Annotated in this window: 10 protein-coding genes; 6 read left to right on the top strand and 4 right to left on the bottom strand. The window is 72.3% G+C overall.

Annotated elements, in window-relative coordinates; genetic code table 11:
* Positions 1–80: 80 nt before the first annotated feature.
* A complete protein-coding gene (locus ABZW10_RS22130) occupies positions 81–1,088 on the bottom strand; it encodes a glutamate ABC transporter substrate-binding protein (RefSeq protein WP_355368541.1) in 1,008 nt (335 codons plus the stop codon).
* Positions 1,089–1,104: 16 nt separating this feature from the next.
* A complete protein-coding gene (locus ABZW10_RS22125) occupies positions 1,105–2,457 on the bottom strand; it encodes a hypothetical protein (RefSeq protein ID WP_355368538.1) in 1,353 nt (450 codons plus the stop codon).
* 406 nt (positions 2,458–2,863) lie between these two features.
* Here ABZW10_RS22125 and ABZW10_RS22120 point away from each other — a divergent pair, with 406 nt between their 5' ends.
* The 3 genes from ABZW10_RS22120 to ABZW10_RS22110 all read left to right on the top strand — a co-directional run bounded on the left by ABZW10_RS22120 (position 2,864) and on the right by ABZW10_RS22110 (position 5,626).
* Positions 2,864–3,439, top strand: coding sequence for a nucleosidase (locus ABZW10_RS22120; protein WP_355368535.1), 576 nt, complete (start codon positions 2,864–2,866; stop codon positions 3,437–3,439).
* A gap of 50 nt (positions 3,440–3,489) precedes the next feature.
* Complete coding sequence (locus tag ABZW10_RS22115; protein WP_355368532.1) at positions 3,490–4,011, top strand: DinB family protein; 522 nt, start codon at positions 3,490–3,492, stop codon at positions 4,009–4,011.
* Positions 4,012–4,159: 148 nt separating this feature from the next.
* Complete coding sequence (locus ABZW10_RS22110; RefSeq protein WP_355368529.1) at positions 4,160–5,626, top strand: hypothetical protein; 1,467 nt, start codon at positions 4,160–4,162, stop codon at positions 5,624–5,626.
* A gap of 104 nt (positions 5,627–5,730) precedes the next feature.
* Here ABZW10_RS22110 and ABZW10_RS22105 read toward each other — a convergent pair whose 3' ends face one another.
* Positions 5,731–6,354, bottom strand: a complete 624-nt coding sequence (locus ABZW10_RS22105) for a cysteine hydrolase family protein (protein ID WP_355368526.1) — start codon at positions 6,352–6,354, stop codon at positions 5,731–5,733.
* A 101-nt stretch (positions 6,355–6,455) separates the two neighbouring features.
* On the opposite strand from ABZW10_RS22105, the gene ABZW10_RS22100 reads away from it, so the two are divergent.
* From ABZW10_RS22100 to ABZW10_RS22090, 3 genes are all read left to right on the top strand, one after another.
* Complete coding sequence (locus ABZW10_RS22100) at positions 6,456–7,421, top strand: helix-turn-helix domain-containing protein (RefSeq protein ID WP_355368524.1); 966 nt, start codon at positions 6,456–6,458, stop codon at positions 7,419–7,421.
* Positions 7,422–7,509: 88 nt separating this feature from the next.
* The gene (locus tag ABZW10_RS22095) at positions 7,510–10,563 is read left to right on the top strand and encodes an ATP-binding protein (protein ID WP_355368522.1); all 3,054 of its coding nucleotides are present in this window, start codon (positions 7,510–7,512) and stop codon (positions 10,561–10,563) included.
* A 12-nt stretch (positions 10,564–10,575) separates the two neighbouring features.
* Complete coding sequence (locus ABZW10_RS22090) at positions 10,576–11,229, top strand: SLATT domain-containing protein (RefSeq protein WP_355368519.1); 654 nt, start codon at positions 10,576–10,578, stop codon at positions 11,227–11,229.
* Here ABZW10_RS22090 and ABZW10_RS22085 read toward each other — a convergent pair.
* Positions 11,226–12,155, bottom strand: a complete 930-nt coding sequence (locus tag ABZW10_RS22085) for a GntR family transcriptional regulator (RefSeq protein ID WP_355368516.1) — start codon at positions 12,153–12,155, stop codon at positions 11,226–11,228. The two genes, ABZW10_RS22090 and ABZW10_RS22085, sit on opposite strands and share 4 nt — an antisense overlap.
* Positions 12,156–12,178: the final 23 nt, after the last annotated feature.

The following is a 12,178-nucleotide window of genomic DNA, read 5'->3' as shown; positions in this document are numbered from 1 at the left end:
CGTTCCCGCCACCGGGGACCGCTCGCGACCCCGGGCGGCCGTCGGACAGACCCTAACGCGTGCCCCCGCCCGTCCGGCCGTCACCGCGGTATCGGCCAGTGCCGGTCGGCGTCGTCCCGCAGGTACGGCTTGAGCCAGCTGTCGTACGCGCCGCGCCAGGCGCCCCTGGCGTAGTAGTCGTTGATCACCTGGTTCACCCGGGCCGTCAGATCGGTGCTCTCCTTCAGCATCCCGACGCCCATCACGCCCGGGCGCACGTCGCCGTCCAGCACCTTGACGGTCTGGTCCTGCGCCGCCTGACCGGCCGCCAGGCCGTCGTCGGTCATCGTCGCGTCGACCTTGCCCAGCTGCATCAGCACCAGGCAGTCCAGGTTGTTCTCCACCGGGACGAGCTGCTTGAGCGGCCGGGTCTTCAGCTCCTCCAGGGCGGAGGAGCCGTTGGCCGCGCACGCGGTGGTGCCGTTCAGCGCCTCGTCGAGGCTCTTCGCCGGTGAGGTCCTGGGCACCAGGACCCGTTGGCTGGTGGTGAAGTACGGCCGGGAGAAGGCGATCTCCTGGAGCCGGTCGCAGGTGATCGACATGGTGCGGACGATGATGTCGACCCGGCCCTCCTTGATGTACTTGATCCGGTCGGCGGTCGGCACCGCCTTGAACACCACCTTGTCCGGGTCGCCCATGATCGCGGTGCCGATCGCCCGCGCGAGATCGATGTCGAAGCCCTCCAGCTGGCCGGTGTTGGGGTTGCGCGAGCCCCACCGGTAGCTGTTCAGGTCGATGCCGACGACCAGGCTGCGGCGGGCCTTGATGGCCTTCACCGCCGCGCCGTCCTCGGTGCTCGGCGGGACGCTCCTGTAGAGGTCGCAGGGCTCCGCCGCCTGGCCGGACTGTTCCTGCTCCGCCTGCTGCGCCGTCAGCGGTGCTCGCGCCGGCCCGTCGGCCGTACCGTCGCCGTGCGGCCCGCCCGCGCCGAGCGCCAGCACGCCGGAGGCCAGCAGCGCCAGCGCCGCCGCCGTCCGGGCGGCCCGCAACGCCGTGGCGCGGCCCCGTCCCCGTGCCTGTCCCTCTTCCCGCTCCGTGACCGTGTCCATCCCGTCCGTCCCCCCTCTACCGGTACTCGGCCAGTCGTCGGCCGAGGCCGACCAGCGCCGCGGCGGCGGCCACCAGGCCCAGCGCCGCGACCCCCGCGGCGGCGGTGCGCAGGTCCCCGTCGACGCCCAGCGTCGCGTCCCGGAACCGGCCCTCCTCCACCACCGCGGCCCGGGCCAACTGCTGGTCGGCCGAGCCGAACGCGGCGTCGGCCGTCTTCGGCGCGTCCGCCTCCTTGGCCGTCACGGTGGCGTCCAGCGCGGCCTGGTAGTCGCCCTGGTTCTCCAGCGCGGTGGCCGCGGCGTGCCGGTCGCTCCACTGCCGGTAGTCGCTCAGCGCCTGGTCGACCGTGGACCGGGCCTCCGGCGGGGCCAGGGACTGGGCCAGCGCCAGGGTGCCGGTGGCGTCGCCGCGCTGCGGGTCGCCGGTGTACAGGTGGTCGGTGGTCGCCGACCACAGCTTGGCGTAGGTCGCGCTGGAGCCGCGCGAGACGTAGTGCAGGTTCTCCGCCAGCCGGGCGGTCAGCACGTCCACCCGGGCCGCGTTGAGCGCGCGCAGCGGCGCGGCCCCCTCGCGTTCGCCGCGTCCGAGCGCCGAGTCGGCGGCGGTCGCGCTCACGGTCAGCCAGAGCACCGCCGCCAGGACGGACGCGGTGGCGGCCAGCAGCCCGATGTTGAAGACCCGGTTGGTCCGCCGGAACAGCGCCAGCTGCACCCAGGCCAGCGCCAGCAGTGCCACCAGCCCCAGCGCGTACCCGGCCCACGGGGTGGCCCGGGCGTCCGCCAGGTCGCGGGCCAGCACCTCGTTCTGGGCGGCCGACAGCCGGGCGGCGGCCGGCAGCAGCTCGGTGCGCATCTGCTCGGAGGCGTACCGCTGGTAGGCGCCGCCGAGCGGGTAGCCCTGCCGGTTGTTGGCCCGGGCGCTCTCCACCAGTCCCGCGTACACCGGGACCTTCTGGTTGAGGGCGGAGAGCAGTTCCCCGAGGTCCGGGGAGGCGGAGGTGCGGGTGGCCGCCTCGGAGATCAGTCGGGAGGCCGTCGCGAGGTCCTGCTCGTAGCGCTGCCGGACCGCCCGCGGTTCGGCGCCCGCCAGCAGGAAGCCGCTCGCCGCGGTGGCGTCCGCGTCGGCCAGCGAACGGTTGATGTCGGCGGCGGCCTGGCTGAGCGGCTGGCTGGAGCCGAACACCCGCTGGGCCGCCGCGGCCCGGGAGTTCAGCTGGACGGCGGTCAGCGCGCCGAACGCGAGGGCCAGGGCCGCGAGCAGCACCCCGGCGAGCCGCAGCCGCCCCGGCGCCGTCCTGGTGGCCCGCCCCAGCCGGGCGACCGGACCGCGCCGCGGGACCACCGCCTCGGTGCCGCCGGACCGCGGCACGGGCGGTCCCGGCCTCTCGATACGCACCGGTGTCGCCACCAGCCTCCCCCTCCCCAGTGGCCCGCCCCCCGTCTCCGGGGCCCGGCCGTTGCCAGCAGTATGGCCGTCACTTCCGACGGCCACACCCGAGTTGCGCGGATCTTGGGCTGTGCGTCCCTGCCGTGCGGTCCCGTTGTGCGGTCCCGCTGGGTATCCCCGCCGTGCGCCCCCGCCCTGCTCCGCGGCTCCCGGCCCCCGGCCCGGGCGGCCCCGTGGCGAGGGGCGAACGGCGAACGGGTCGACGCGCGGCGGGCGGCGAACGGTTCCCGGGCGATCCGGAGGCGATGGGCCCTTTTGTGCGGTCCGCGTCCCGGCGCGGGCGGTTCGTGTGCCGGTGCGACGGCCGGGCCCTCCGTACGATGGCGGCATGCGTCTTCTGGGAACGATCTCCGCCGACCGACCGCTGCTCGTCGTCGCCGTCCGGGAGGAGGCCGCCCACCTCGGCGACCACCTGCCGGTGCTGCTCACCGGCATCGGCAAGGTCAACGCCGCCGCCGCGCTGGCCACCGTCCTCGCCGAGGGCCCGCACCCCTCCGAGGTCGTCAACCTCGGGACCGCCGGCGCCCTGCGCCCCGGCTGGGAGGGCACCCACACCGTCACCCAGGTGATCCAGCACGACATCGACACCCCGGCCCTCTACGCCCTGACCGGCCGCACCTACGGCGCCCCGCTGGTCGTCGGCAAGGGCGACGGCCCGGTGCTGGCCACCGGCGACCTCTTCGTCTCCGACCCGGCCGCCCGCGACCGCCTCGCCGAGCACGCCGACCTCGTCGACATGGAGGGCTACGCCGTCGCCACCGTCGCCCACCGCGCCGGACTGCCGGTCCGCCTGGTCAAGCACGTCAGCGACGAGGCGGGGGACGGCGCCGGCCACACCTGGCGGGAGACCGTCGACGACTGCGCCCGCCACCTCGCCGACTGGCTGCACGGCCAGGGCTGGTGACGGGGGGTCGGGCTCCGGGGCCGCTGTGCGGGCACGCCTAGGGTGGCGGCATGACCGATGACGCCACCGCCGCCGGCGGGCCCACCGACCTGCGCCCGCCGGGGATCAACGCCGACGAGCACACCACGCTGCTCTCCTTCCTCGACTACCTGCGCGACTGCGTGATCGCCAAGACCGCGGGACTCTCCGACGAGGACGCCCGGCGGCCCGGTGTCGCCTCCGGAACCAGCCTGCTCTGGCTGGTGCGCCACCTCACCGCGGTCGAACTCAACTGGTTCCTCTGGGCCTACCGGGGCGACGAGGTCGAGCTGTGGGACGACGACGCGCCCTCGCCCGGCGACGAGACGGTGGCGGGGTCGGTCGCCGAGTACCGCGCGGCGATCGCCCGCGCCAACGAGGTGATCGCCGCGGCGGCCGACCGGCTCGACCGTCCCGGCGTGCGCTCGCTGCGCCCCAACGCCGAAGCGCCGTCGATGCGTTGGCTGCTGGTGCACATGATCGAGGAGACCGGCCGGCACGCCGGTCACGCCGACATCATCCGCGAGCGGTTGGACGGCTCGGTCGGCCGCTGACGGGGGTGGGTTGGGAGGTCGCCGACGGATAGTGGAATACTCCCCCGCGCAGTACCCGGCGCCGCTTCGGCGGGGCCGGGTGTTTTTCATACAGGGGGAATAGAAGTTCATGTCATCGACTGACAGAAATGTTGGCCGCCGTCGTACTGTGCGCACCGCCAGGACGGCCCTCGGGGCCTCGGCGCTCGCGCTGACGATGCTCACCACCGCGGCCTGCGGTCCGGACAACAGCTCGGCCGACTCGGCCGTGACGGCGGCGGCGGGTTCGGCCGGGGGGCCGAACCTGGGACTGCCCGCCAACCTCGACGACCTGAAGAAGTGGAAGTTCGAGGACTGGGAGAAGTGGGCGAAGGACTACGCCCTCCCGGCCGCCGCCAAGGGCTTCTGGACGCTGGACAAGCTGCTCAAGGCCAAGCCCAACGAGCCGATCGCGCCGCCGGCGCCGCCCACGGCCGCACCGACCCAGGCCCCGGCGCAGCCGCCCACCCAGCCCGGGCAGCCCACCCAGCCAGGGCAGCCCACCCAGCCGCCGGCCCAGCCCGGCACGCCGTCCGCCCCGGCCAGCAAGCCGCCGGCGGGACAGCCGACCCAGCCGGGGCAGCCGACGCAGCCGCCCGCGGCGCCGAAGCCGTCCAACACCCAGCAGCCGGCCTCGCAGGCTCCGGCCCAGCCGCCGGCCCAGCCCGCGCAGCCGTCGCAGGCACCCGCGCAGCCGACCCAGGCCCCGGCCCAGCCCGGCCAGCCGTCGCAGGCCCCGGCGCAGCCGCCGGCCCAGCCCGAGCAGCCCGCCGACAACGGCAACGACCCGCTGCCCAAGACCGTCAACGCCCAGCCCCTCCCGCACCCGTACACCAAGCCCGGTGTGCACGGGAAGCTGTTCGCCGACAAGCCGGGCAGCGGTGCCGACGCCGCCGGCGGCCTGGGCCACTACCAGTGCTCCGCCACCGTGGTCGCCGACCCGGCCCACCCCGGCAAGAGCAACCTGGTGTGGACCGCCGGCCACTGCGTCCACCAGGGCAAGGCCGGTCAGTTCTACAGCAACATCTCCTTCATCCCGGCGTTCAACAGCACCGGTGCGCTGAGCGGCGGCAAGCAGGCCGAGGAGGCCCAGTACGCGCCGTACGGGGTCTGGAACGGCACCCAGGCGGTGACCTCCCCGCAGTGGAAGGCCGAGGGCGGCGAGAACGGCTCGCCGGCCACCCACTACGACTTCGCGATCGTCCGGGTGCAGCCCGCCGACGGCGGCAAGTCGCTGGAGGAGACGGTCGGCGGCGCGGTGCCGGTCTGGTTCAACGCCCCGCGTGACCAGCTGAGCATCACCGAGTACGGCTACCCGGCGGCCCCGCCGTTCGACGGCATGGAGCTCAACCGCTGCGAGAGCGGCAAGCCGAGCCGGGTGTCCTACGACCCGACCCGCCCGCCGATGCTCGCCCTCGGCTGCAGCATGACCGGTGGTTCCAGCGGCGGCGGCTGGCTGACGGTGAAGGACGGCAAGCCGACGCTGGTCAGCAACGTCTCGGTCGGCAAGCACACCGGTGACCCGAAGTTCCAGGCCGGCCCGTACCTGGACGACGTGGCGGCCGGCGCGTACGACTTCATCTCCAAGAAGGGCTGACGCCCGCCGCACCTGTGGAACGGCCGTCCCCGCGCACCCTTCCCGGTGCGCGGGGGCGGCCGGCCGTCGTCCCGGCGGGCGCCGTCAACCGTCACCGGACCGGGTCAGGACCAGCGAACGGTGGCCGGCTCGCCGGTCTTGGCCGCCGTGACCACCGCCTCGGTGGTCACCACCTTGGCGAACCGCATCGCGTGCAGCACCGCCCCGGTGGCGCGGGTGAGTTCGGCGGCCGGGACGGTCACGCCGTCCGGGCCGGTCAGGTCGAAGGCGTGCATGGCGTCGAGCGGGAAGATCGTGTCGTAGCCGAGGTTGCCCGCCATCCGTGCCGTGGTCTCGTTGCAGACGTTGGTGATGATCCCGGTGATCACCACCTGCCGGGCACCCCGCTCCTGGAGCCAGGCGTGCAGGTCCGGGGTGCCGTAGAAGGCGCTGTTCACGGTCTTGGTGATGTGCAGGTCCGGCGTGATCGCCGCCACGAAGTCCTTCAGCTCGTACCCGGGCGTGCCCGTCGCGAGCGGACCGGCCGGGGAGGCGTGCTGCACGGTCACGACCGGCCGTCCGGTGGCCTGCCACACCTCGATCAGCTCGCCGATCCGCCGCTCGGCCCCGGGGTTGTCGCGCTCGCCCCAGAACGTGTGGTCCTCGAAGCCCTTCTGGACGTCGATGACGACCAGGACGGCGTCGGAGTCGATGGTGAGCGGGGCGTCGAGGGCGCTGGTGTTCGTCATGCGTCCATGCTGCGGCGGGCCCGGGCTCCGCCGTGAGCGGCAGTGGAGCCACCCATCGATACGATCCTGCCACGACGGATCCTGCCACTACGATTCCGCCCATGCGGACGGTGGGATGCGTGATCTTCGACGGTGTCCGGCCCTTCGACTACGCCGTGATCGGCGAGGTCTGGGCGAACCGGGAGAGCCGCCCCGGCCTGCCCGCGTTCGAGCTGCGGATCTGCGGACCGGAGGGCGCCCGGGTCCGGTTCGCCGGCGGGCTGGAGCGCGTCCCGGACTCCGGGCTGGACGCGCTCGCCGACTGCGACCTGGTCGTCGTGCCCGGCATGCAGCGGCCCGACGAGCCCGTCGACCCCGCCGTCGTCGCCGCGCTGCGTGCCGCCCACGAGCACGGCGTCACCCTCGCCTCGCTCTGCGCGGGCTCCTTCCTGCTCGCCGAGACCGGCCTGCTGGACGGCCGCCGCGCCACCACCCACTGGGCGTTCACCGACCTCCTGGCCCGCCGCTTCCCGGCCGTGGACGTCCGCCCCGAGGTGCTGTTCACCGGCGAGGACCGGCTCTGGACCTCCGCCGGGGTGGCGGCCGGCATCGACCTCTGCCTGCACCTGGTCCGCGCCGCCCACGGCGAACGCGCGGCCGCGGCCATCGCCCGCGCCATGGTCACCGCACCCTTCCGCTCCGGCGGGCAGGCCCAGTTCATCCCCTCCCCGGTCCCGGAGCCCACGCCGGTGGGCGACGACCCGCTCGCCCGCGTCCGCACCGAGGTGCTGGCCGCCCTGGACACCCCCTGGACCGTGCGCCGGATGGCCGCCCTCGCCGTCATGTCCGAACGCACCTTCGCCCGCCACTTCGCCGCCGGCACCGGCACGACCCCGCTGCGCTGGCTCCTCGACCAGCGCATCCTCACCGCCCAGCGCCTGCTGGAGGACACCGACCTCCCCGTCGACACGGTCGCCACCCGCTGCGGCTTCTCCTCCGCCGTCTCCCTGCGCCCGCCCTTCACGGCCCGCCTGGGCGTGCCGCCGAGGGAGTACCGGCGGACGTTCCGGGGGCGTGACATGGGGTGATGAGTCCGGTCTGGTGATCCGTCAAACTCCCTACTGTTGCCGCCGGGTGGCGCTACCATTCAGCCGACCCGAAGTCCTGGGAGTTGGATTGAACGTCTTTCCTTCGGAAGCCGAACGGTACGCGAGCGAGGCCTGTGACCTGCCGGCCTTCGGCGGGCTCAGCCTGGCGCAGACCAGGAAGGACCTGGGGGAACTCCTCGGGAAGATCGGCAGCTTCGGCTTCTTCGACGAGTACACCAAGCACGACATCTCGCACATCGACGCGATGCTCGGCAAGCTCGACTGGCTGGTCACGGCGAAGACCCGCGAGGCGATGACGCCGGCGGACTGGCTGCTGGTCGTGCTCGCGGTCTACTTCCACGACCTGGGCATGCTGGTCACCAAGAGCGAGTACCAGCGCCGGGAGGAGTCGGACTTCCCGCAGTTCCGGCAGGAGGCCCTCAACGCCTCGGACCCCGACGGCCGGGACTACCTGGCGCGGCTGAACGTGCTGGGTGCGGAGGAACGGGAGAAGTTCCTCTACCAGGAGTTCGTGCGCCACCACCACGCCGCGCGGGTGCGCAAGTGGATCGAGGGGGACGTCACGCCGAACCTCGGGGTGGCGGACGCGGTGGTCAAGGAGGTGGAGAGCCTCCTGCGACAGCTCGACCCGGTGTTCCGGGAAGACCTCGGCAAGGTGTGCGAGAGCCACCACCTCGACGACCTCTACGACGTCGCCAAGTACCCCGTCGACTGGTACTACGGGTCCTCCGACCGCGAGCGGGCCAACGTCCAGTTCGCGGCGATCCTGCTCCGGTCCGTCGACCTCTTGCACATCACCAGCGACCGGACCCCGTCGGTGGCCTTCCGGGTCTTCAATCCGGCCGATCCGATCAGCCAGAACGAGTGGTCCAAGCAGGCCGCGGTCAAGGCCGTCGTCGCCAAGAAGGGGGTGGACAAGGACGGGGTCCCTTCGGACGGCGCACCGCGGGACACCATCGAGGTCTACGCCACCTTCACCGACGCGAACGGGTACTTCGCCCTGACCTCCTACCTGAAGTACGCCGCGCAGCAGCTGAGGCTGAGCCACGAATGGGCCCAGCGCTCCAACGACAGGCTGGGGTCGAAGTACCTCTTCCCCTGGCGGGCCATCGACACGACGCGGGTGGTGGCGAGGGGCTTCCTCAAGGAACCCTTCCAGTTCACCATCGACCAGCAGAAGGTGCTGGACCTCCTCACCGGCCACACGCTCTACAATGACACCAACGTCGTTCTGCGGGAGCTCCTCCAGAACTCGATCGACGCCGTGCGGCTCAAGCACGGTGCGCGGTCGCCCGAGCTCGGCAGGGTCGAGGTCCACTGGGACAGTGCCGCGCGGACCTTGGAGATCTGCGACAACGGCACGGGCATGACGCAGAGCGTCATCGAGAACAACCTGCTGCGGGCCTGCTCCAGCCTCTACCAGGACCCTGAGTTCCGGAAGCGCAACCCCGACTTCAACCCCATCAGCCGGTTCGGCATCGGTGTGCTCTCGACCTTCATGGTGGCCGACCAGGTCGAGATCATCACCTGCCACCCGGAGGAGGAGAAGGCCCGGCAGCTGTCACTGCGGTCGGTCCACGGGCAGTACCTGGTCCGCACCCTCGACAAGATCCAGGACGTGCCCGAGCGGATCCGGGCCCACGGGACCATCGTCCGGCTGACGCTCCGGCCGAGCGCCGAAATCGGAAGCGTGGTGCAGACGGCGCGGCACTTCGTGGTGCTTCCCGAGTGCGAGGTCGTCGTGCGGGAGGGGAACGGCGGGGAAGACACGGTCATCGGGCACCGGTCGATCGGCGAGGCACTGAAGGCGGCGCTCGTCCGGTCGAAACCCGCGCACGCGCTGATGCTGGACACCGATGCCATCCGGGTGGTCGAGCGCCACTACCCGAACATGTCGATCGCCTTTGCCATCCGGTGGAACGAGCACTTCCGGGAGTGGACCTTCCTGATTCCGGACTCGGAATCGGGCATCAGCCGGGACTTCCGAGAGGTTCCGATCGTCGGGGTCTGCGTGGCGGGCGTCAGGGTGGAGGACGTCACGCCGGGATTCACCGGAATCGGGCCGATCGTCGCCATGTCCAACAGTTTCGGGGCCTCGGCGCCGCGGACGGATGTCGCCCGGTCCTCCCTGGAGTCGACGCCGGAGTACGCGGACTTCATCCGGACCTGTTTCTCGGCCTACTGCGACCACGTGATCGAAGAGGTCAGGCTGTTGGAGACGGACCGCAACCATTCGATCACCTGGGCGACGCAGGAGGCGGCGTTCATCTCGAACCCGTTGATGCGGGTCAATACGCCCGTCATGACGTCCGCGCTCAGGGACGCGCTGTACGAGATCCCCTACTTCCTGGTGGAGGAGGGCGGCGTCCGGAAGTCGGCCGCCGTCGGCGACCTGCGCCTTCTCGACCGGATCGAGACCGTGGAGAGCGCGGTGACCGAGCACGTGGAGTACCTTCTGCGCGAGTTTCCCGGAGGTACCCGGGAGTCCGTCGTCGCCGCTCTCGGCATGCCGCCCAAGGCGGCGAATTCCCCGGGAACACCGGTCCTCTGCACCCGCCTCGGCGTGAACGACCAGATCGATGCGATGTTCCTGGCCGACTGGGAGATCGAATCGGTCTCCGGAGACTTCGACAACCGGGCCTGCGTGATCGGCTGGACCAGGAAGGCGGGGACGGCGAGGAGGCCGCGCTGGTCGCCGCATCACCTTACGGCGCCCCGCCTGGAGGTGATCAACCGGGAGGACGAGTGGTATCCGATCAGGCCGGCGGTGCTGGTGAGAATCCCCCTGGGCGAGGTGGCGGAGCACGGATTCCCGGCCGGGATGCGTGGTTTCATCGCGGGCACCGCTCGGTACCTGCTGCCCGGCCACCCGTGGCAGGACATGGTGGACTCGATCGATCCCGGTCAGACGGTCCGCCTTGAGCTGCTGAGCTGGCTGATCTCGCAGCGGATGCCTCGCGATTCGTTCTCCAGCCGGAAGGCGGCCTCCGTCGCGGAGCTGGAGGAGAAGCTGCAGAGGCTCGGACTGGCGGACCTGGTCGACTGGGGAAGGTTCGCCGCGATCTCGCGGTCCGGCGCGGATGCTGTCGAGTTCTTCGACACCCGGAAATGGCAGCGTTAGCAGGGGGTGGCGATGGTGAACACGGCCGGGGACCCGGCGGACGACCGGATGGCGGGGCGGCCCGACCCCCGCGTCACGGCGGCGGGGGATCTGCGGGCGGTGCGGCTGCCGGATCTGTCGAACGCGGCGGATCTGCGGGTCGGGCTGCGGGAGTTGTACCTGTGGGTGGAGGCGTACGCGGTCGAGTCGATCAACTGGTACACCAAGGAGAAGGTGTCCAAGGCGCGCTGGTCGAAGTTCCTGCGGGTGGCGGCGGTGCTCAGCATCGCCGGGGGGACGGTGACGCCGGTGGTGGCGGTGGGGATGGGGTGGGCGGGGGAGTCGATCTGGGGGTACGGGCTGATCGGGATCGGTGCGTGCTTCGTGGCGATGGACCGGGTGTACGGCTACTCGTCCGCGTGGATGCGGTACGTGTCGACGGCGATGGCGCTGAACCGGCAGCTGGTGCGGTTCCAAGCGGCCTGGCCGAGGATCGAGGCGCGCTTCGCGGCCGATCCCGGTCAGGAGGGGTTCGCGGCCGCGGCCCAGGAGCTGTCGCGGTTCGTGGACGAGTTCGCGCTGGTGGTGGAGAACGAGACGATGATGTGGGTGGCCGAATTCCAGAGCCACCTGGTGCAGTTGGAGTCGGGGGCGGTGCCGGCGCTGCCTTCGCAGACTTCGCGTTAGCGGTCGGCGGTGGCGGCGTCGATGCGGGGGGTGAGGCCGTCGAGGAGGGTGGCGAGGCCGAGTTCGAAGAGGGCGTCGAGGTCGAGGTCGTAGCCGTCGGTGAGTTCGGCCGTCAGGCGGGTGAAGACCGGAAAACGGGTGGCGGCGCCGGGGGCGGCGAAGGCGGCGAGGCGGGTGTCGGTCCACTGGTCGCCGGTGAGGCCGGTGGCGGCGCGGGCCTGGATCTCGCGTTCGAGGTTCACGGCGATGCCCTCGATGTGGCTGTAGAGCAGGACGTGGATGTCGAGCGCGGCCGTGGGGGAGAGGCCGTGGCCGTCGAGGGCGGCGAGCGCCCACTCGGCGTGGGTGAGCAGGTTGGGGAGCAGCAGCGGGCGGGTGAGCGGGCTGAGGTGGGCGAGCCAGGGGTGGCGGCGGAAGAGGGTCCACAGGGTGCGGGCGCCGAGCTCCAGGCGGGGGCGCCAGCCGGCGGGGGGATCGGCGGGGTAGCCGGCCTCGCCGAAGGCGGCGTCGGCGGCGAGGAGGACGAGTTCGTCCTTGCCGGCGACGTACCGGTACACGGACATCGCGGAGACGCCGAGCCGAGCGGCGACGGCGCGCATCGAGAGGGCGGCGAGCCCTTCGGCGTCGGCGATCTCCAGGGCGGCGTGGATCAGTCGGTCGCGGCTGAACTCCGGAGACGTGGTGGAGGGTCGGGGCGTCGATGGGGCGGTGGCGACCACGGTGCCGATCCTGGGGCGGGCCTCCACCAGGCCTTCCTGGCGCAGCACGGTGAGGGCCTTGGTGGCGGTGGCGAGCGCGACGCCCCAGTCCTGGGCGAGTCGCCGGTTGGAGGGGAGGCGGTCGCCGGGGGCTAGTTCGCCGCTGGTGATGCGGCGCCGGAGGTCGGCGGCGATGCGCCGGAACGGCGGGTCCGTCTCGGGAGCCATGGTGTCGTCCTTCTTCGCCGTCG

It is taken from the genome of Kitasatospora sp. NPDC004723 (genome assembly GCF_040609255.1).
In the GTDB taxonomy this organism is placed as follows: domain Bacteria; phylum Actinomycetota; class Actinomycetes; order Streptomycetales; family Streptomycetaceae; genus Kitasatospora.
Note: the sequence above shows the minus strand (reverse complement) of the source record. Positions and strands in the feature narration are given on the sequence as shown.